The 19978-nt window shown below is 65.4% G+C and carries 15 protein-coding genes; 8 read left to right on the forward strand and 7 right to left on the reverse strand.

Annotation, left to right across the window (positions count from 1 at the left end):
• Window positions 1-10: 10 nt before the first annotated feature.
• The 5 genes from pyrR to gshB all read right to left on the reverse strand — a co-directional run bounded on the left by pyrR (window position 11) and on the right by gshB (window position 3560).
• On the reverse strand, window positions 11-523 hold the full coding sequence (pyrR, locus tag G559_RS0117845; protein ID WP_028629547.1) for a bifunctional pyr operon transcriptional regulator/uracil phosphoribosyltransferase PyrR: 513 nt from the start codon (window positions 521-523) through the stop codon (window positions 11-13).
• A gap of 13 nt (window positions 524-536) precedes the next feature.
• Window positions 537-977: a Holliday junction resolvase RuvX gene (ruvX, locus tag G559_RS0117850; RefSeq protein WP_028629548.1), complete on the reverse strand. Its 441-nt coding sequence runs from the start codon at window positions 975-977 to the stop codon at window positions 537-539.
• The gene (locus G559_RS0117855; RefSeq protein ID WP_028629549.1) at window positions 977-1543 is read right to left on the reverse strand and encodes a YqgE/AlgH family protein; all 567 of its coding nucleotides are present in this window, start codon (window positions 1541-1543) and stop codon (window positions 977-979) included. Before G559_RS0117855 ends, ruvX begins: the two co-directional genes overlap by 1 nt.
• 104 nt (window positions 1544-1647) lie before the next feature.
• Window positions 1648-2541 (reverse strand): energy transducer TonB, encoded by an 894-nt coding sequence (locus G559_RS0117860; RefSeq protein WP_028629550.1) that lies wholly within the window; start codon window positions 2539-2541, stop codon window positions 1648-1650.
• A 56-nt stretch (window positions 2542-2597) separates the two neighbouring features.
• Window positions 2598-3560, reverse strand: coding sequence for a glutathione synthase (gene gshB / locus G559_RS0117865; protein ID WP_028629551.1), 963 nt, complete (start codon window positions 3558-3560; stop codon window positions 2598-2600).
• 267 nt (window positions 3561-3827) lie between these two features.
• Here gshB and pilG point away from each other — a divergent pair, with 267 nt between their 5' ends.
• The 8 genes from pilG (at window position 3828) to G559_RS0117905 (ending at window position 17613) form a co-directional block, all read left to right on the forward strand.
• Complete coding sequence (gene pilG, locus G559_RS0117870) at window positions 3828-4235, forward strand: twitching motility response regulator PilG (protein ID WP_003455569.1); 408 nt, start codon at window positions 3828-3830, stop codon at window positions 4233-4235.
• 45 nt (window positions 4236-4280) lie between these two features.
• Window positions 4281-4646 carry a twitching motility response regulator PilH gene (gene pilH / locus G559_RS0117875; RefSeq protein ID WP_028629552.1) on the forward strand — a complete coding sequence of 122 codons (366 nt, stop codon included), beginning with the start codon at window positions 4281-4283 and terminating at the stop codon, window positions 4644-4646.
• Window positions 4647-4701: 55 nt separating this feature from the next.
• The gene (locus G559_RS0117880) at window positions 4702-5238 is read left to right on the forward strand and encodes a chemotaxis protein CheW (protein WP_028629553.1); all 537 of its coding nucleotides are present in this window, start codon (window positions 4702-4704) and stop codon (window positions 5236-5238) included.
• Between the two features lie 139 nt (window positions 5239-5377).
• The gene (locus G559_RS0117885; protein ID WP_028629554.1) at window positions 5378-7426 is read left to right on the forward strand and encodes a methyl-accepting chemotaxis protein; all 2049 of its coding nucleotides are present in this window, start codon (window positions 5378-5380) and stop codon (window positions 7424-7426) included.
• A 62-nt stretch (window positions 7427-7488) separates the two neighbouring features.
• Complete coding sequence (locus G559_RS0117890) at window positions 7489-8349, forward strand: protein-glutamate O-methyltransferase (RefSeq protein ID WP_028629555.1); 861 nt, start codon at window positions 7489-7491, stop codon at window positions 8347-8349.
• A 9-nt stretch (window positions 8350-8358) separates the two neighbouring features.
• On the forward strand, window positions 8359-16113 hold the full coding sequence (locus G559_RS0117895) for an Hpt domain-containing protein (RefSeq protein ID WP_028629556.1): 7755 nt from the start codon (window positions 8359-8361) through the stop codon (window positions 16111-16113).
• A complete protein-coding gene (locus G559_RS0117900) occupies window positions 16110-17129 on the forward strand; it encodes a chemotaxis protein CheB (RefSeq protein ID WP_028629557.1) in 1020 nt (339 codons plus the stop codon). Before G559_RS0117895 ends, G559_RS0117900 begins: the two co-directional genes overlap by 4 nt.
• A 13-nt stretch (window positions 17130-17142) precedes the next feature.
• Window positions 17143-17613, forward strand: a complete 471-nt coding sequence (locus G559_RS0117905; RefSeq protein ID WP_028629558.1) for a chemotaxis protein CheW — start codon at window positions 17143-17145, stop codon at window positions 17611-17613.
• Between the two features lie 122 nt (window positions 17614-17735).
• Here the strand turns inward: G559_RS0117905 and G559_RS0117910 are convergent, their stop codons facing one another.
• Both G559_RS0117910 and G559_RS0117915 read right to left on the reverse strand, forming a co-directional pair.
• Window positions 17736-18455: a 16S rRNA (uracil(1498)-N(3))-methyltransferase gene (locus G559_RS0117910; RefSeq protein ID WP_028629559.1), complete on the reverse strand. Its 720-nt coding sequence runs from the start codon at window positions 18453-18455 to the stop codon at window positions 17736-17738.
• Between the two features lie 65 nt (window positions 18456-18520).
• Complete coding sequence (locus tag G559_RS0117915) at window positions 18521-19927, reverse strand: adenosylmethionine--8-amino-7-oxononanoate transaminase (protein ID WP_028629560.1); 1407 nt, start codon at window positions 19925-19927, stop codon at window positions 18521-18523.
• Window positions 19928-19978: the final 51 nt, after the last annotated feature.

Below are 19978 nucleotides of genomic sequence, written 5' to 3' on the forward strand. Positions count from 1 at the left end.
ATCGAAAGGGTCAGGCGGGTGAAGCGAGGTCCTGACGCTCGAGGGTGAGCGGCGCGGGGCCGAGCAATTTTACCCGTTCCGTGGCGCCCAGGGACAGGGTTGCGCCAACCACGTCCGGGCGGACCGGCAGCTCCCGGGCGTTGAGGTCGAGCAGGCAGACCAGGGTTACGCTGGCTGGGCGGCCGTAGTCGAAGAGCTCATTGAGGGCTGCGCGCACCGTGCGCCCGCTCATCAGTACGTCGTCGATCAGCACCAGATGCTGGCCTTCGATCTCGAAGGGCAGTTCGGACGGTCGCACCTGCGGGTGCAGGCCGTTCTGTGTGAAGTCGTCGCGGTAGAAAGACACATCCAGGGTGCCCATGGGGCTCGACTCGCCCAGTTGCTCCAGCAGGGCCTGTGCCACCCATACGCCGCCGGTGCGGATGCCGATGTAGCGCGGCTCGGCGATGTTGCGGGACTTGAGGTGGGTTTGCAGGTCGCTGGCCATCCTCGGCAGCAGTTCGGCGGGGTTGGGCAGGGTCATCGGCGGTCCTCGCTTAAGAAGTTGCGGAGTTTTCGGCCAGCCAGCCTTCCAGCAGCAGCGCGGCGGCCAGGGCATCCACCGGGCGCTCGCGGTAGCCGTCGCGCTGGCCTTGGGCCAGGCGTTGGCCCTTGGCCTCGAAGGTGGTCAGGCGCTCATCGTGGGTGAATACCGGCAGATTGAAACGGCCGTTCAGGCGTCGGGCGAATTTCTCCGCGCGCGCGCTCATTTCGCTGGCGGTGCCGTCCATGTTCAGCGGCAGGCCTACGACGATGGCGTCGGGCTGCCATTCGCGGATCAGTGCTTCCACCTGCTGCCAGTCCGGCACGCCGTTCTGTGCTTTCAGCACTTTCAGCTCGCGAGCCTGGCCGGTTACCGCCTGGCCAACGGCAACGCCGATCTGTCTGGTGCCGTAATCGAAGCCAAGTAACAGGCGCAGGGGCTTGGATTCGGCCATCAAGCGTGCCCGGCCTGGGCCGTGAGCAGGCTGAGGTTCACGCCCAGTCGTGCCGCGGCAGCCGAAAGGCGCTGCTCGGTCGGCGTGTCGAAGAGGATGGCCATGTCTGCTGGGCAGGTCAGCCAGGCGTTTTCGCTCAGCTCAACTTCCAGCTGGCCAGCGTCCCAGCCGGCATACCCGAGGGCTACCAGGCTCTTCTGCGGGCCGCCGCCATCGGCGATTGAGAAAAGCACGTCCTGGGAGGTGGACAGGGCCAGCTCGCCCAGCTCCAGGGTGGCCTGGAACGTCTGTCCGCTGGGGTGCAGGACGAACCCGCGGTCGGTTTGCACCGGGCCGCCGGAGTAGATCGGCAGGCCCTGGCAGCGGGCCGGCGGGGTGTAGTCAGGTCGCAACTGTTCCAGTACGTCGCTCAGGCTCAAGCCGTTGGGGCGGTTGATCACCAGGCCCATGGCGCCCTGCTCGTTGTGTTCCACCAGATAGGTGACGGTCTGGGCGAAGTTCGGATCGGCCATGTGCGGCATGGCGATCAGGAAGTGGTGTTTGAGGTAGCTCGGTGCGCTTTTCATGTCGGCTAGTTTCAGTCTTAAGACGGCAGGCTTCAAGCGGCAAGGCGATGGCTTGAATCGGTGCCCCTTGGTTGAAGCCTAGAGCCGATTGTGCGCGGCCGCCCTCAATTGCTCGACAGGCGGTCGCCGCGCTCGAAGCGCCAGGTGCGAATGATCTCCAGGCGGTCGATGTCCGCGAGGTCGCCGGTGAAGGGCGCGAAGGGGGCCGCGAGGCGCACGATGCGCATGGCGCCCTGGTCCAGTACCGGCTGGCCGGAGGATTCCAGTACCTGCACTTCGAACAGGGTGCCGTCGCGGTTGATCGACACCAGCAGACGCAGGTTGCCGTAGATGCGCTGCCGGCGGGCCTCATCCGGGTAATTGAGGTTGCCGACGCGCTCGATCTTCTTGCGCCACTCCTCTTTGTACCAGGCGCCTTTGTCGCGCATGGTCGAGGCCGCGTTGAGGCGGTGTATGCGCGGGCGCTTGGCATAGAGCTGGCGCTCCTTGTCCAGTTCCGCTTCCAGGCTGGCGATTTCGGCGGAGAGCTGCGAGCTGTCAAAGGTCGGCGCGGGCGTGGTCTCGGGTTGCGGCTTGCTCTGTTCGCGCTTGATCGTGGTTTTCTGCGGCTGCGGGCTTTTGGTGGCCACGGCGGCCTTGGGGGCTTCTTTCTTCGGTGCCTGGGGCGGCGCGGCCGGCGGAGTGGCTTTGCGGATTTCCTTGTCCTGGAAGGGCGCCTGCTCGGTGGTCTTGGGCGTGGCCTTGTGTTCCAGGGTGCCACTGCCCTGCTGGTTGGCCTGGGCGAGGAAGTCGGCGTTCTTCGGCTTCTCCTCGCTCTTGAAGGTGGCGAGGGTGATTTCCAGGGTCTTGCTGATCTGCTGCGGGTCGCCAATGGTGAAGCCAACCCCGAGGATCAGCGCAACGTGCAGCACGGCGGCGAGGAACAGGGTAAAGCCCAGCCGATCCGCCGGGCGGACGCCGGCGGACAGTTGGGGCGGGGTGTTCACGGCTGCGTTCATCGCCAGTCAGCTTGCTTCAGATAGCGGCGCAGTCTGCCGAGCGTGCGCATAAAAGTCTATGAAGCACTCCGCGCCTCGAGCTTGATGGCGATCGCATCCATCAAACGTTCGCCGATGCGCGTGTCATAGGCCTTGTCGATCTCGCGGATGCAGGTAGGGCTGGTGACATTGATCTCCGTGAGGTGGTCGCCGATCACGTCCAGTCCGACGAACAGCAGCCCTCTTTCTCGCAGGGACGGGCCGACGATCGCGGCGATTTCGCGGTCGCGCTCAGACAGCGGTCGGGCCTCGCCACGGCCGCCGGCGGCCAGGTTGCCGCGGGTCTCGCCCTGGGCGGGGATGCGCGCCAGGCAGTAGGGCACCGGCTCGCCATCGATCATCAGGATGCGCTTGTCGCCGTCCTTGATCGCGGGCAGGTAGCGCTGCGCCATGATCTGCTGGCTCCCGTGGGCGGTCAGGGTCTCGAGGATCACCGAGAGATTGGGATCGCCGGCGCGGTGGCGGAAGATCGAGGAACCGCCCATGCCATCAAGGGGTTTGAGAATGATGTCACGCTGTTCTTCGGCAAACTCGCGCAGAATGTCCGCTCGTCGGCTGACTACGGTCGGCGGTGTGCACTCGGGGAACAGGGTGGCGAAGAACTTCTCGTTGCAGTCACGAAGGCTCTGCGGGCGGTTGACCACTAGCACGCCGTCCCGTTCCGCTTGTTCCAGCAGGTAGGTGGAGTAGACGAACTCGTTGTCGAAGGGCGGGTCCTTGCGCATCAGGATCACGTCCAGCTCGGCCAGCGGGATATCGGCCTCGGCCTCCAGCTCGAACCAGTGTTCGGGGTCGAGGAAAACCTTCAGGGGGCGCGTGCGAGCGCGAGCTTCACTGTTTTTCTGGTATAGGTCCTGCTGCTCCATGTAGAACAGCGACCAGCCGCGTTCCTGGGCGGCCAGCAGCATGGCCAGGGAGCTGTCCTTCTTGAAGGAGATTTGCGCAATGGGGTCCATGACGATCCCGAGGCGAACGCTCATGGGGGTTCTCCGCAACAGGTTTCAAGGGGCGCGCCACAGCGGGCGGGCCGGTTGGATAAGGCGCTCAGGGTGGCGCCGGCATTGATTGCGGTCAAGGAAAAATCCTTCCCCTAAAGGGGAAGAATCGCAGATGCGGGGGCCGTGTAGCTTGCGTCTGGAGACTGTGCTAAAAAGGCCCGACGATTGGGTCGCAGCCCGTCGGTTGTAGGGCCTCAGGCACATATATAAAGCAGAATAACGACTCACCGAGGCGATGGTAGGGCGAACATGGAACAGCATTCCGAGGGTTTGAAGGTCATGGTGATCGACGATTCGAAAACGATTCGTCGTACCGCCGAGACGCTGCTCAAGAAAGTGGGGTGTGAGGTCATCACTGCAGTTGATGGTTTCGACGCCCTGGCCAAGATCGCCGATTCCCACCCGAACATCATCTTCGTCGACATCATGATGCCTCGCCTGGACGGTTATCAGACCTGCGCCCTGATCAAGAACAACAGTGCTTTCAAGTCCACCCCGGTGATCATGCTGTCTTCCAAGGACGGCCTGTTCGACAAGGCCAAGGGTCGCATCGTCGGTTCCGATCAGTACCTCACCAAGCCTTTCAGCAAGGAAGAGCTGCTCGGCGCGATCAAGACTCACGTCCCCGATTTCACCCCGGTGGAGCAAGCCTCCTGAAGTCCGGCCTGATGGCCGGTGAAGCCTTTCCATATGGGGAACACCATGGCTCGTATTCTGATTGTTGATGACTCGCCGACCGAGATGTACAAGCTGACTGCCATGCTCGAGAAGCATGGCCACCAGGTACTCAAGGCCGAGAATGGCGCTGATGGCGTGGCCCTGGCCCGCCAGGAGAAGCCAGACGCCGTCCTGATGGACATCGTGATGCCCGGCCTCAATGGTTTCCAGGCAACCCGTCAACTGACCAAGGACGCCGAAACCAGTCATATCCCGGTGGTTATCGTTACCACCAAGGACCAGGAAACCGACAAGGTCTGGGGCAAGCGCCAGGGCGCGCGTGACTACCTGACCAAGCCGATCGAAGAAGACACGCTGATCAAGACGCTGAACGCGGTACTGGCCGGCTGATTGCCGCGCCGGACCCCGAACCATAACTATTAGAAACAGGCCAAGGCCGGTCGCCATGTCGGATTCGCAGACTCCCTTCCAGCTCCTCTACGAGATCGACCAGCGCTGTCGCGCGCTGGCGGCGGGCTTGCCTGCGCAACAACAGGTGGTGCAGAGCTGGAGCGGTATCGGCTTCCGCATGGGGGAACGCCTGTTCGTGGCACCCATGGGCGAGGTCAGCGAAGTGCTGCACGAGCCGCGCCACACGTTGCTTCCCGGTGTGAAGACCTGGGTCAGGGGCGTCGCCAACGTGCGCGGACGCCTGTTGCCGGTGATGGACCTGTGCGGCTTTTTCGGTGGCGACCTGTCGCCCCTGCGCAAGCAACGCCGGGTGCTGGTGGTGGACCACCAGGAAATCTTTGCCGGGCTGATCGTCGACGAAGTCTTCGGCATGCAGCACTTTCTGGTGGATGCCTTCAGCGAGGAGTTGCCCCCGCTGGAGGCCAGCATCCAGCCCTTCATCCATGGTGTTTTCCATCGCGAGCAGCCCTGGTTGGTGTTCAGCCCGCACGCGCTTGCACAGCACCAGGCGTTCCTCGAGGTAGCGATCTAGGTTCTACGCGGGGCGCCTGGCGTCCCGTACCGGTCCCGGGTTAGAGCTTCCGGGACCCTGGCTTCAAGGTTGGGCCGGCTTTGCCGGCCCTTTGGCGTTACATGGGAATAGAGTGGTTGGTCCAGGCGGGGGCCCGATAATGAAAAGACTAAACGCAGGCAATCTTTTTTCCGGGGTGCGTAGCACGTCGCTGATCGCCGGACTCTTCGTAGTCCTGATCATCGCCATCGTGCTGCTGTTCGCGAACTTCGCGTACCTCAACACCCAGGCGAACTACGACAAGGAATACATCAGCCACGCAGGTGAACTGCGCGTGCTGTCCCAGCGTATCGCCAAGAACTCCAGCGAGGCCGCGGCGGGCAAGGCCGAAGCCTTCGCCCTGCTGAAAGACGCGCGCAACGACTTCGAGAAGCGCTGGAACTTCCTGCTGAAAGGCGACGCCGCCACCGGCCTGCCGGCCGCGCCTGCCGCCGTGAAGGGCGAGATGGATGTCGTACAGAAGGACTGGGACAGCCTGCGCAAGAACGCCGACGCCATCCTCGCCAGCGAGCAGACCGTACTCTCGCTCCACCAGGTAGCCGCCACCCTGGCCGAAACCATCCCGCAACTGCAGGTCGAGTACGAGGAAGTCGTGGACATCCTCCTCGAGAGCGGCGCACCCGCCAGCCAGGTGTCGGTAGCCCAGCGCCAATCGCTGCTGGCCGAACGTATCCTCGGCTCGGTGAACAAGGTGCTGGCGGGTGACGAAGACTCCGTCCAGGCCGCCGACATGTTCGGCCGCGACGCCAGCCTGTTCGGCCGCGTACTCAATGCCATGCTCGAAGGCAACGCGGCGATGGAGATCTCCCAGGTCACCAACACCGAGGCCCTGGAGCGTCTGCAGGAGATTTCCGAACTCTTCGAGTTCGTGTCCGGCTCCGTGGACGAAATCCTCGAAACCTCGCCCGAACTCTTCCAGGTGCGTGAATCCGCCAACACCATCTTCACCGGCTCCCAGACCCTGCTGGACAAGGCCTCCGCCCTGACCACCGGCTTCGAGAACCTGGCAGGCGGCCGTGGCCTGAACACCCTGGCTGGCTACGTACTGGGCGCCCTGGCCCTTGCCGCGGTCATCCTGATCGGCCTTGTGATGGTGCAAAGCACCCGCAGCCGACTGGCCGAAACCGCCGCGAAGAACGAACGTAACCAGGCGGCGATTCTGCGTCTGCTGGACGAAATTGCCGACCTCGCCGACGGTGACCTGACCGTAGCCGCGACCGTGACCGAGGACTTCACCGGTGCGATCGCCGACTCCATCAACTACTCCATCGACCAGCTCCGCGAGCTGGTGGAAACCATCAACCTGACAGCCGTGCAGGTGGCCGCCGCCGCCCAGGAAACCCAGGCCACTGCCATGCATCTGGCCGAGGCTTCCGAGCACCAGGCCCAGGAAATCGCCGGCGCCTCTGCCGCGATCAACGAAATGGCCGTGTCCATTGACCAGGTATCGGCGAACGCCTCTGAATCTTCGGCGGTAGCGGAACGTTCCGTAGCCATCGCCAACAAGGGCAACGAAGTGGTGCACAACACCATCACCGGCATGGACAACATCCGTGAGCAGATCCAGGACACCTCGAAGCGGATCAAGCGCCTCGGTGAATCGTCCCAGGAGATCGGTGACATCGTCAGCCTGATCAACGACATCGCCGACCAGACCAACATCCTCGCCCTGAACGCCGCGATCCAGGCGTCCATGGCCGGTGATGCGGGCCGTGGCTTCGCCGTGGTAGCGGACGAAGTACAGCGCCTCGCGGAACGTTCCTCCGCGGCGACCAAGCAGATCGAGGCTCTGGTGAAGACCATTCAGACCGACACCAACGAGGCGGTGATCTCCATGGAGCAGACCACCTCCGAAGTGGTCCGGGGTGCCCGTCTGGCCCAGGACGCCGGTGTGGCCCTGGAAGAGATCGAGAAGGTATCCAAGACCCTCGCGGCGCTCATCCAGAACATCTCCAACGCCGCTCGTCAGCAAGCGTCCTCCGCTGGCCATATCTCCAACACCATGAATGTGATCCAGGAGATCACCTCGCAGACCTCCGCTGGTACCACCGCCACCGCGAAGAGCATCGGCAACCTGGCGAAGATGGCCAGCGAGATGCGCAAGTCGGTTTCCGGCTTCAAGCTGCCGGAAACTCAGGACATAGCCTGACCAGGGGAGGCGCCGCGGCCTGAGGTCGCGGCACGACGGCCATGAATCAAGGGCACGACAGCATGCAGCCAGGCGGTGTCTGGGCCTTGAAACCCCTGGCCGATATGACGACAGCGGAATTCCAGGACTGGCAGAAGCTGCTCGAGGAACGCACCGGCGTGGTGGTCAATGACCAGCGCCGCTCCTTCCTCCAGACCAATCTCAGTGCGCGTATGCGCGAACTGGGCGTGCAGGACTACGCCAGCTACTACCGCCAGGTCACCGATGGGCCGCGAGGCGCGGTGGAGTGGTCGACCCTGCTGGATCGCCTGACGGTGCAGGAAACCCGGTTCTTCCGGCACCCGGCCTCCTTCGAACTGCTCGCCGAGTACCTGTGCGGGCGCGTCGAACGGGACCTGGAGCGCCCCTTGGAAATCTGGAGCGTGGGCTGCTCCAGCGGTGAAGAGCCCTATTCCCTGGCCATGGTGGCGGCCGAGGCGCTCAGCGGTACCGAACAGCCGGCGTATTTCGGCGTGACCGGCACCGACATCAGCCTCAGCGCCCTGGCCAAGGCCCGCGAGGGCCTGTATGGCGCCCGGCGCCTGGAACAACTCGAAGCGGCGCTCGCCGAGCGCTACTTCGAGGCCCAGGACGATGGCCGTTACAAGATAGTGCCGAGCCTGGCCGCACGGGTGTGCTGTGCACGGCTCAATGTGCTGGAACTGGCCAAGGCGCCAATGTCCGGCATGGACGTAATTTTCTGTCAGAACCTGTTGATCTACTTCCGCCGCTGGCGCCGCCGGGAAATCCTCAATCGCCTGGCCGAACGCCTGGCGCCAGGGGGGCTGATGGTGCTAGGCGTGGGGGAAGTGGTGGGTTGGCAGCATCCGGACCTTGAGCCGGTGCCCAATGAACAGGTTCTGGCATTCACCCGGAAGGGATAGCAGACGGCTATGACTGATCGGCACGACTACGTCGCCCTCGAGTGGGTAAAGGGCGAGATCGCGGAAACCCTGAAGCAGGCTCGACAGGCCCTGGAGGCCTTCGTCGAGAACCCGCAGGACCCGACGCGCATGCGTTTCTGCCTGACCTATATCCATCAGGTCCAGGGCACGCTGCAGATGGTCGAGTTCTACGGCGCGGCCCTGCTCGCCGAGGAAATGGAGCGATTGGCCCAGGCGCTGATGGAAGGCCGCACGGCCAACCGTGGCGAGGCGCTGGAAGTGCTGATGCAGGCCATCCTGCAGCTACCGCCGTACCTGGACCGTATCCAGAGCGCCCGCCGCGACCTGCCGATGGTCCTGCTGCCGCTGCTCAATGACCTGCGTGCCGCCCGTGGCGACAACCTGCTGTCCGAGACCAGCCTGTTCGCTCCGGACCTCTCCGGCATGCTGCCGGCGCTGTCCATGGACACCCTGGCGCGCATGCGCACGGCCGAACTGCCGGTGCTGCTGCGCAAGCTGCGGCAAATGCTGCAGACCGCCCTGGTGGGCGTGATCCGCAACCAGGACCTGGCCGCCAACCTGGGCTACATGGCGCGCGTCTTCGCCCGTCTCGAGTCCCTCTGCCAGGACGCGCCGCTCGGCCCGCTCTGGCAGATCGCCTCAGGCCTGGTGGAGGGGCTTGCCAACGGCTCCGTGGTCAACGGCTCCTCGGTGCGCAACCTGCTGCGCCAAGTGGACAAGGAACTCAAACGCCTGCTCGAGCAGGGTGCCGATGGTTTCAACCAGGCGGCACCGGAAGAGCTGGTGAAAAACCTGCTGTTCTACGTGGCCAAGGCCCCGGCCCAGTCGCCGCGTATCCGCGCCCTCAAGGAGCGCTACCGCCTCGACGAAGCCCTGCCGGATACCGCCGTGGTGGATGAGGAGCGTGCCCGCCTCGCCGGCCCTGACCGCGACGCCATGCGTTCGGTGGTCACCGCCCTCTGCGAGGAACTGGTACGGGTCAAGGACAGCCTCGACCTCTTCGTGCGCAGCGACCGCAGCGGCGTCGCCGAACTGGATTCCCTGCTGCCTCCGCTCAAGCAGATTGCCGACACCCTGGCGGTACTGGGCTTCGGTCAGCCGCGCAAAGTCATTCTCGACCAGATCGACGTGATCCACGGACTCTCCCTTGGTCAGCGTGAGCCCAGCGATGCGGTGCTGATGGATGTCGCCGGTGCACTGCTCTACGTCGAAGCCACCCTGGCCGGCATGGTCGGGCCGGCGGAAGAGGGCGCGGCGGAAGAAAGCCACCTGCCCACCACCGACGTGGCGCAGATCCACCAACTGGTGATCAAGGAGGCGCGCAACGGTCTGGAGCAGGCCAAGGACGCCATCATCGAGTTCATCGCCTCGCAGTGGAACCACGAGCACCTGGCCCGTGTGCCGGAGCTGCTGACCCAGGCCCGAGGCGGCCTGGCAATGATCCCGCTGCCGCGCGCTGCCGCCCTGCTGGAAGCGTGCAACCGCTACATCCTGGAACAGCTGCTGGCACGCAAGGCCGTGCCCAACTGGCAGAGCCTGGACACCCTGGCTGACGCCATCACCAGCGTCGAGTACTACCTCGAACGACTGTCCGAAGACCATGCCGCCCAGGGCGACATGATTCTCGACGTGGCCGAGGAAAGCCTGGACACCCTGGGTTATCCGCTCAAGGAAAAGCCCTCCATCCTCGACCGCGTAGAAGAGGAGGAAGCCCCGGCGCCCCTGGCTGACCCGATACAGGAAATCGAAGTACTGGCCGCTGAAGAGTCGGAGTTGCACCAGCACCTCGATCCGGAAGACGAGCCGGAAGCCGTCATGCCCGAGGCGCTGGCCTTCGAGCCGGCCGCTGGGAGCCTCGACTTCGACCTGGATGCGCCGCTGGACTTGGCGGCAGCCCCCGAGGGCGAGCTGCTGGTTTCTGACGACAACTGGAGCCTGGGCGAGCCGGACGTTGAACCGGCTGCCGTAAGCATCGACCTCAGCCTGGACGCACCGCTGGAGGTTTCTACCGCCGCCGCTGCACCGGCTGCCGAGGGTGAGTTGCTGGTCTCCGATGACAACTGGAACCTGGGCGAGCTGGACGTTGAACCGGCTGCCGCAAGCATCGACTTCAGCCTGGATGCGCCGCTGGAGCCCGCAGCAGCAGAGAGCGAGCTGCTGGTTGCCGACGAGACCTGGAGCCTGGAGGCGCTGGACGCTGAACCCGCTACCGAAACCATCGATCTCAGTCTGGATTCCCCGTTCCAGCCCGATGCCGTCGCCGCCCTGGAACCCGAGCTGGAACCGGCGCTGCGAATAGAAGGTGAAACCCTGCCCAGCCTCGATCTGGATGAGCTGGACAGCCTGCCGAGCGTGACCGAAGTAGCCGGGGCCGAGGACGAACTGCTCGACTTCAGCCTGGATACCCCGCTGGAGTTCGGCGAGGGACAACCGCTACCGAGCTTCGACCTGGCCGATCTGGAAGAGCTGCCGCCAGCGCTGCCGGGCGACCAGCCCGCCCTCGACCTGTCGCTGGACACCTTCGATGCACTGCCCAGCCTTGATCTGGATGAGCTGGACAGCCTGCCCGCCGCCGAGCCGGTGGTCGAGCTGGAAGCCCTGAACCTTGAAGACCTGCCGGCCCCCCTGGAGTGGGACGAGGCGGCCCTCGCCGAACTCGGTCTGCCGGAAGTCGACCTGCCCAGCGCGCCGCTGGAAGAGCCGGTAATGGAACCTGCCGCAGAGCGACCGCTGTCCCTGGCCGACGTCATGGCGGTTCCGGTGCCGGCCTTCAATCCGCCGGCGCGCGACGTGCCGCCGAGCCTGCTGCCGCCGCCCGCCGACGAGGAACCGGTGGACGACGAGCTGCAGGAAGTCTTCATCGAAGAAGCCGGTGAAGTGCTGGAAACACTGGCCGACTACCTGCCGCGCTGGCATGCCGACAGCAACGACCGCGATGCCCTGGGCGAAGTGCGTCGTGCGTTCCATACCCTCAAGGGCAGTGGGCGCATGGTGCGAGCGCTGATCATCGGCGAGCTGTCCTGGTCGGTGGAAAACCTGCTCAATCGCGTGCTGGACCGTAGCATCGAGGCCGCCGAACCTGTGCACCAGGTCGTCCAGGATGTGGTTGACCTGCTGCCTGCCCTGGTCGAGGAGTACGCCGCGAAGGCCCAGCGCCAGCGCGATGACGTCGACCAGCTGGCCGCCACGGCCCATGCCCTGGCGAAGGGGCAGATCCTCCCAAAATCTGAAGCCCCGGGTTCAGAGCAGGCCATCGAGCCCGCGGGCGAGCCGCATGCTCCTGTCATCACGGAATCCGGTGAGGCCCTGGACCCGCAACTGCTGGAAATCTTCCGCAACGAGGCGGAGCTCCACCTGGATACCCTCGCCGGTTTCGTCAAGGCCTGCGACCAGGAACTGCCCCAGTCGGTCAACGATGACCTCCAGCGCGCCTTGCACACCCTCAAGGGCAGCGCGCACATGGCCGGCATCCTGCCGATCGCCGAAATCGCCACGCCCCTGGAGAAGCTGGCCAAGGAGTACAAGACCAACCTGCTCCGCATCGACCTCTCCGAGGCCGAACTGCTGCGCGAGGCACTGAACCTGCTGCGCAAGGGCGTGGATCAGCTGGACAGCACGCCGCTGGCCTCGATCCCGGGTGCCGGGGCGTTGCTGGAGCGCATCCAGCAACTGCATCAGCACCGCCTGGACGCCGCCAATGCCGCACGCCGCGACGACAAGGGCGAGACCCGCGACCCGCAGATGATTTCCCTCTTCCTCGCCGAAGGCATGGATATCCTGCTGGACGCCGAGGACCTGCTGCGCCGCTGGCGTGAGCACCCGTCCGAGCGTCAGGAACTGGGGGCGTTGCTGGAAGAGTTGAGCACCCTCGGCCGTGGCGCCGAGATGGCCGAACTACCGCAGATCGAAGAGCTTTGCGAAGCGCTGCTGGATGTCTATGGCGCTGTGGACGAAGGCAGCCTGCCGGTCAGCGAACGCTTCTTCAGCGAAGCCGAGGCAGCCCATGAAGCCCTGATCGGCATGATGGATCAGGTGGCGGCAGCCCTTGAAGTGACCCCCCAGCCCGAGCGTGCCCAGGCCCTGCGCAACCTGCTGCAGGACGTCGTCGACCCGCTGGCCCTGTCCCTGTTGGAACCCGGTATCCCTGACCTCGAAATCGAGGAGCTGGACGCGGGCTGGCCACACGCCGAAAGCCGCCCGCTGCAGTCTGATCGGGTGGAAGAGCCCCAGGCGCTGCAGGACGTGGCGCTGCCCGAACTGGCGTCCTTCGACCCCGACGAAACGTCCGAGACCGAACGGCTGGACGAAGTACCTGCTGCCCTGGACGAGGAGATGGTGTCCATCTTCCTCGAAGAGGCGGTGGATATTCTCGACAGCGCCGGCAAGGCCTTGGAACGCTGGCTCGGCGAGCCGGAGAACAACCCGGCGCTGCTGGCCCTGCAACGTGACCTGCACACCCTCAAGGGCGGTGCGCGTATGGCTGAGATCCGTCCAATCGGCGACCTCGCCCACGAACTGGAGTCGCTTTACGAAGGTCTGGTAGACCGCCGCTACAGCCACTCGCCGCGCCTCGCCGGCCTGCTGCAGCATAGCCATGACTGCCTCGCCTCGTTGCTGGAGCAACTGCAGGCGCGCCGATCCCTGAGTGATCCGTTGCAGCTTATCCAGGACATTCGCGGCTTCCGCCAGGGTGGCGCGCAGAGCCTTTCGGCCGCCGTGGTGCAGCCACTGCCCACGTTCGATGCATTCGACGACGAAGATGCCGGGGACGACGACATTGTCGAGCTGTGCGAGCCCTTTGACGCAGCCAATGACGAGATGGAAGAGGCGGCGGACGACGTCGCCACGGAACACCTCACCGAGTTGTCCCTGGCCGAGCTGCTGGACGTCCGGACTGACGAACAGCCGGTGACCCAGGCTGCACCGCTGCCCGAGGTCCAGGTCTTCAACAGCGACCAGGACCCGGAGCTGGTGGAGATATTCCTCGAGGAAGGCTTCGACATCCTCGACAGCGCCGGTGCCGCCCTGCAGCGCTGGATCGATGACCCGGACAACAGTCTCGAGATAGAAGCCCTGCAACGGGACCTGCATACGCTGAAGGGCGGTGCCCGGATGGCCGAAATCGGTCCCATCGGCGACCTCGCCCACGAACTGGAATTCCTCTACGAAGGCCTCTGTGGTGGCCGTCTGCGTGCCAGTCCGACGCTGTTCAACCTGCTGCAGGCTTGTCAGGACCGCCTGAGCGAAATGCTCGACGCGGTGCGTGCGCGTCGCCCGTTGCCGGACGGCCAGGCACTGATCGAAGCCATCCAGCGCTGGCGCGCCAATCCCAGCGAGCAGCTGAGCATGCCCAGCGCCGTGCATCTGCAGCCGGCAGTCGAGGACGACCGTGATGCCGTGGCTGAGGCGGACATCCTCGATATCTTCCTGGAAGAGGCAGACGACCTGCTGGAGGCCATGGAAACCGCCATTGGCCGCTGGGAAGAGGCACGCGAGGACGGTGCCCAGATCGATGAGCTGCTACGCGTGCTGCACACGCTCAAGGGCGGTGCGCGACTGGCCGGGCAGAAGCGCCTGGGCGACCTTGCCCACGACCTGGAACACCACCTGATCGAGGCGCAGCAACAGGGGGCGCCCTGGCCGGAAAGCCTCTTCCTTGACGTGCAGTCCGGCTATGAAGGCTTGCAGGCTGAATTGGATGAACTGCGTCAGCAGCTCGACCAGAGCCTGGCCGAAGACCTGCCGACGCCGCCCCAGGCGCTGACCCTGACAGAAGCGCCGCAGTTGGCCAGCCCAATTGTCGCGGCCAGCGTTCTACCGCGGGTTGTCAATGAAGAGCGCGTCCTGCCCTTCGTTCGTCGAGCCCGGGAAGCCGCCCAGGACGCCGCTGCTCGTCGTGCGCCCCAGGAACTGGTAAAGGTGCCGGCGGAGTTGTTGGAGGGGCTGGTCAACCTGGCCGGTGAAACCTCCATCTTCCGCGGCCGGGTGGAGCAGCAGGTCAGTGACTTCAGCTTCACCCTGAGTGAGATGGAAGCGACCATCGAGCGGGTGCGTGACCAACTGCGCCGTCTCGACACCGAGACCCAGGCGCAAATCCTCAGCCGTTATCAGGCTGAGGCGGAGCGCGCCGGCTACGAGGACTTCGACCCGCTGGAAATGGACCGTCACTCGCAGCTGCAGCAGCTGTCGCGTGCGCTGTTCGAGTCCGCATCCGACTTGCTCGACCTCAAGGAAACCCTGGCGGCGAAGAACCGCGACGCGGAAACCCTGCTGCTCCAGCAGGCACGGGTGAACACCGAGCTGCAGGAAGGCCTGATGCGTACCCGCATGGTGCCCTTCGACCGCCTGGTGCCGCGCCTGCGTCGTATCGTCCGGCAGGTGGCCAGCGAGCTCGACAAGCAGGTGGAATTCGTCGTCGGCAACGCCGAGGGCGAGATGGACCGCACCGTGCTCGAGCGTATGGTGGCGCCGCTGGAACACATGCTGCGCAATGCCGTCGACCACGGCATCGAGGTTCCCGAGGCACGTCGCGCCTCCGGCAAGCCGGAAAGCGGCACCATCCGCCTGAACCTTGGTCGCGAGGGTGGCGACATCGTCCTGACCCTGGCTGACGACGGCGCCGGTATCAAGCTCGAAGCCGTGCGCCGCAAGGCCATCGAGCGCGGCATGATGGATGCCGAGTCCGACCTTTCGGATTACGAGGTTCTGCAGTTCATCCTCGAACCGGGCTTCTCCACGGCCGACAAGGTCACGCAGATTTCCGGCCGGGGCGTCGGCATGGACGTAGTGCACTCCGAGGTGAAGCAGCTCGGCGGCACCATGAGCATCGACTCCACCCCTGGCGAGGGCAGCCGTTTCCTCATCCGCCTGCCGTTCACCGTGTCGGTGAACCGTGCGCTGATGGTGCTTTCCGGCGAAGACCTGTATGCCATCCCGCTGAACACCATCGAAGGCATCGTGCGGGTCTCCCCTTACGAGCTCGAGGCCTACTACCAGCCCGATGCACCGCGATTCGAGTACGCCGGCCAGAACTACGAGTTGAAGTACCTGGGCGATCTGCTGGGCAACGGCCAGCACCCCAAACTGGTGGGCCAGAGTCTGCCGCTGCCGGTGATCCTGGTGCGCTCCAGCGAGCATGCCATGGCCGTGCAGGTGGACTCCCTGGTGGGTTCCCGCGAGATCGTGGTGAAGAGCCTTGGCCCGCAGTTCGCAGGGGTCCACGGCATCTCCGGCGCCACCATCCTCGGCGATGGACGCGTGGTGGTGATTCTCGACCTGCTGGCGACCATTCGCTCGCGCCACGCCCACCTGGTACAACCGCAACTGCGCTCGGCCAGCGCCAACCTGCTGCCGGCCGACGTGGACGTGGAGCGTCCGCCGCTGGTGATGGTCGTGGACGATTCGGTGACCGTACGCAAGGTCACCAGCCGTCTGCTGGAGCGCAACGGCATGAACGTGCTCACCGCCAAGGATGGGGTCGATGCCATCGGCCTGCTGCAGGAGCAGCGGCCGGACATCGTGCTCCTGGATATCGAAATGCCGCGCATGGACGGCTTCGAGGTGGCTACCCTGATCCGCCACGACGAGCGCCTGAAAGACCTGCCGATCATCATGATCACCTCGCGTACCGGTGAGAAACACCGCGAGCGCGCCATGGCCATCGGCGTCAATGACTACCTGGGCAAGCCCTACCAGGAGTCGCTGTTGCTCGAAACTATCCAGCATCTGGTCAAACGGACATGACAGAGAAGACATCCGCACGCATTGCCGTGCTCGCCGACACCTCGCTGCAGCGCCATGTGTTGCAGCAGGCCCTGACCGGCAACGGCTACCAGGTCGTGCTCAACAGCGATCCGGCCCGCCTGGACGAAGCGGCGCTGAGCGCCTGCGAGGCGGATCTCTGGCTGGTGGACCTGGCCCTGTCCGAGGATTCGCCCCTGGTGGACAGCCTGCTGGAGCACGCCAGTTCTCCCGTGCTGTTCGGCGAAGGCCATGCCCCCGAGCGCCATTCAGAGCATTACCCGCGTTGGGAACGGCGTCTGTTCGGCAAGCTGAAAAAGCTGGTGGGCGATCCGGCGGTGGCCGTGGGGCCGAGCCTGGAAACCCTGCTGGCCGAGGCCCAGCGCCCGACACGCCTGGAACTGCCCAAGGTGCTTGCCGATACCCCGCTGGTGGCGGGGGAGCCCGCGCGCCAGGTCTGGCTGCTGGCTGCCTCCCTGGGGGGGCCGGCGGCGGTCAAGGCGTTCCTCGATGCCTTGCCCGGTGGCCTGCCGATCGGCTTTCTCTACGCCCAGCACATAGACCCCAGTTTCGAGGGCGCGCTGCCGCAGGCCGTGGGCCGCCATAGCCAGTGGCACGTCAACCAGGCCCGCCACGGTGATACCGTGCGCTGCGGCGAAGTGGTGGTGGTGCCCATCAGCCGTGAACTGAATTTCTCCGACGACTGCCGCATGCAGATGGGCGAACGCCCCTGGCCGGAACCCTACAGCCCGTCCATCGACCAGGCCATGCTCAACCTGGCCCAGCATTACGGCGCCCAGTGCGGCGTGATCGCCTTCAGCGGCATGGGCAGCGATGGCAGTGCCGCAGCCGCCTACCTGCGCCGTCAGGGCGGGTTGATCTGGACCCAGAGTGCCGATACCTGCGCCTGTTCAAGCATGCCGGACAGCCTGCGTGAAGGCGGCTACAGCACCTTCGGCGGCGACCCGCGCGAGCTGGCCGCCAAGCTGGTCGAACATCTGGCTGCGCAGTGCAGCTAACCCAGGAATTCTCATGAGCCAAGCCGTTACCACCCAGAACAGCACCGCCAGCCTGACCGGGCTGCTGCTGCCGCTGTCCGACCGTACCCTGCTGGTGCCCAACGTGGCCCTGGCTGAGCTGATTCCCTACCGCGCCCCCCAGTCGAGCTCGGGGTTGCCCGCCTGGCTGCTGGGCCAGGTAGCCTGGCGCGACCTGCGCCTGCCGCTGCTGTCCTTCGAAGGCGCCGCCGGCGGCGAGGTGAAGATGGGCTCAGGCGCGCGGGTCGCGGTACTCAATGCCCTCGGCGGCCGCCCTCACGTGAAGTTCATCGCCTTGCTGCTGCAGGGGATCCCGCGTTCACTGAAGCTGGAAGCAGACCTGCGCCGGGCCAACGCGCCGCTGTCGGTGCTGGAGCTGGATGCGGTGCAGCTGGGCACTGATGTGGTGAAGATCCCCGACCTGGCGGGACTGGAGCAGATGCTGGCGGATGCCGGCCTGATCTGACTCGGACGAGCAGGGGCGGTTCGTAGGAAGTGGCGGGGCGGCGCTCCGCTTGAACCTGCGAAACCCACCAGCAGCGGTCGATGGATTCGCTGCGCGCTACGCCGTCCTACGGGCGCTCCGATTCAGAAATCGCCCCAGAGCTGCTGCGCCACGCTGAGCGCCACCACCGGCGCCGTCTCGGTGCGCAGTACCCGCGGCCCCAGTCGTGCCGGGTGGAAGCCCGCCGCCTTCGCGGCATCCACTTCGGCCTCGGACAAGCCGCCCTCTGGGCCGATCAGGAAGGCCAGGCTGCTCGGCCTGCCATGGCCGGCCAGGGGCTCGGCCACCGGATGCAGGACCAGCTTGAGATCCGCCTGCACGTCGCGCTGCCAATCGGCCAGCGTGACCGGTGAATGGATCACCGGCAGTACCGAGCGGCCGCACTGCTCACAGGCGCTGATAGCCACCTGACGCCAGTGCGCCAGGCGCTTGTCGGCGCGTTCGTCTTTCAGGCGCACTTCGCAGCGCTCGCTGACGATGGGGCTGATCTGGGCGACACCCAGTTCGGTGGCCTTCTGGATCGCCCAGTCCATGCGCTCGCCGCGCGACAGGCCCTGGCCCAGATGCACCCGTAATGGCGATTCGGCCATGCCGGTAAAGGCTTCGCGCAGCTCTACCCGCACCGTCTTCTTGCCGACCTCGATCAGCTCGCCCAGGTATTCCTGGCCGGAGCCGTCGAACAGTTGCACGGGGTCACCGGAGGCAAGCCGCAGCACGCGGCCGATGTAGTGGGCCTGGGCTTCGGGCAGGTTGTGTTGGCCGAGGGCGAGTGGAGCGTCGATGAAGAAGCGGGAGAGGCGCATGGGCGTTCGGGCAAAGGGAGGACAGGCGCGCAGTTTAAGGCCTGGCGCGCCGTCCGTGTTACCCGTCAGCCCGGATCGCGATGGTTCGGGTGGAGGTCGGCGGCAACGTGCACGCTCACCGACTCGCGGGTGGCGATGTCGATGCCTTCACTGGCCACCTCGGCGAGAAAGTCGATCTGCTCCTCGGTGATCACGTAGGGCGGCAGGAAGTACACCACGTTGCCCAGGGGACGCAGCAGGGCGCCGCGCTCCAGGGCGTGCTGGAAGACCTTAAGGCCGCGGCGTTCCTGCCAGGGGTACGGCGCCTTGCTGGCCTTGTCCTGGACCATCTCGATGGCCAGCACCATGCCGGTCTGACGCACTTCGGCCACGTGCGGGTGGGCCGCCAGGTGCGCGGTGGCGGTGGCCATGCGCATGGCCAGTTTGCGGTTGGCGTCGATCACCCGATCCTGCTCGAAGATATCCAGCGTTGCCAGGGCGGCGGCACAGGCCAGTGGGTTGCCGGTGTAGGTGTGGGAATGTAGGAACGCGCGCAGGGTCTGGTAGTCGTCGTAGAAGCCCTGGTAGACGGCTTCGGACGTGAGCACGGCGGCCATGGGCAGGTAGCCGCCGGTCAGCGCCTTGGACAGCACAAGGAAGTCCGGTGCGATGCCGGCCTGCTCGCAGGCGAACATGGTGCCGGTTCGGCCGAAGCCGACGGCGATCTCGTCGTGGATCAGGTGCACGCCGTAGCGGTCGCACGCGTCGCGCAGCAGCTTGAGGTACACCGGGTGGTACATGCGCATGCCGCCGGCGCCCTGGATCAGTGGCTCGACAATCACCGCCGCGACTTCTTCATGGTGTTCGGCCAGGGTGCGCTCCATATGGGCGAACATGGCACGGGAGTGTTCTTCCCAGCACATGCCCTCGGGCCGCAGGTAGCAGTCGGGGCTCGGCACCTTGAGGGTGTCCAGCAGCAGCGACTTGTAGGTTTCGGTGAACAGCGCCACGTCGCCCACCGACATCGCCGCCACGGTTTCGCCGTGGTAGCTGTTGGTCAGCGTGACGAAGCGCTTCTTGCGCTCCAGGCCCTGGTTGCGCCAGAAGTGGTAGCTCATCTTCAGGGCCACTTCGATGCCGGAAGAACCGTTGTCGGCATAGAACACCCGGTCCAGCCCCTTCGGCGTGAGCTTCACCAGCCGCTCGGACAGCTCCACCACCGGCTGGTGGCTGAAGCCGGCGAGGATCACATGCTCCAGCTGGTCCACCTGGTCCTTGATGCGCTGGTTGATGCGCGGGTTGGCGTGGCCGAAGACATTGACCCACCAGGAGCTGACGGCGTCCAGGTAGCGCTTGCCCTCGAAGTCCTCCAGCCAGACGCCTTCGCCGCGGCGGATCGGCACCACCGGCAGGCGTTCGTGATCTTTCATCTGGGTGCAGGGGTGCCAGAGCACGGCGAGGTCGCGTTGCATCCAGTCGGCATTGAGGCCCATGGGTCGTTCTCCTGTAGCGATCGGCGAAGCCTATGCAATGAGGCCGGCCCG

Origin of the sequence: Metapseudomonas resinovorans DSM 21078 (assembly GCF_000423545.1) — a bacterium.
GTDB lineage: Bacteria > Pseudomonadota > Gammaproteobacteria > Pseudomonadales > Pseudomonadaceae > Metapseudomonas > Metapseudomonas resinovorans.

Coding starts and splice junctions, on each gene's coding strand:
- pyrR (WP_028629547.1), bottom strand. CDS start 523: ATGACCCTGCCCAACCCCGCCGAACTGCTGCCGAGGATGGCCAGCGAC.
- ruvX (WP_028629548.1), bottom strand. CDS start 977: ATGGCCGAATCCAAGCCCCTGCGCCTGTTACTTGGCTTCGATTACGGC.
- G559_RS0117855 (WP_028629549.1), bottom strand. CDS start 1,543: ATGAAAAGCGCACCGAGCTACCTCAAACACCACTTCCTGATCGCCATG.
- G559_RS0117860 (WP_028629550.1), bottom strand. CDS start 2,541: ATGAACGCAGCCGTGAACACCCCGCCCCAACTGTCCGCCGGCGTCCGC.
- gshB (WP_028629551.1), bottom strand. CDS start 3,560: ATGAGCGTTCGCCTCGGGATCGTCATGGACCCCATTGCGCAAATCTCC.
- pilG (WP_003455569.1), top strand. CDS start 3,828: ATGGAACAGCATTCCGAGGGTTTGAAGGTCATGGTGATCGACGATTCG.
- pilH (WP_028629552.1), top strand. CDS start 4,281: ATGGCTCGTATTCTGATTGTTGATGACTCGCCGACCGAGATGTACAAG.
- G559_RS0117880 (WP_028629553.1), top strand. CDS start 4,702: ATGTCGGATTCGCAGACTCCCTTCCAGCTCCTCTACGAGATCGACCAG.
- G559_RS0117885 (WP_028629554.1), top strand. CDS start 5,378: ATGAAAAGACTAAACGCAGGCAATCTTTTTTCCGGGGTGCGTAGCACG.
- G559_RS0117890 (WP_028629555.1), top strand. CDS start 7,489: ATGCAGCCAGGCGGTGTCTGGGCCTTGAAACCCCTGGCCGATATGACG.
- G559_RS0117895 (WP_028629556.1), top strand. CDS start 8,359: ATGACTGATCGGCACGACTACGTCGCCCTCGAGTGGGTAAAGGGCGAG.
- G559_RS0117900 (WP_028629557.1), top strand. CDS start 16,110: ATGACAGAGAAGACATCCGCACGCATTGCCGTGCTCGCCGACACCTCG.
- G559_RS0117905 (WP_028629558.1), top strand. CDS start 17,143: ATGAGCCAAGCCGTTACCACCCAGAACAGCACCGCCAGCCTGACCGGG.
- G559_RS0117910 (WP_028629559.1), bottom strand. CDS start 18,455: ATGCGCCTCTCCCGCTTCTTCATCGACGCTCCACTCGCCCTCGGCCAA.
- G559_RS0117915 (WP_028629560.1), bottom strand. CDS start 19,927: ATGGGCCTCAATGCCGACTGGATGCAACGCGACCTCGCCGTGCTCTGG.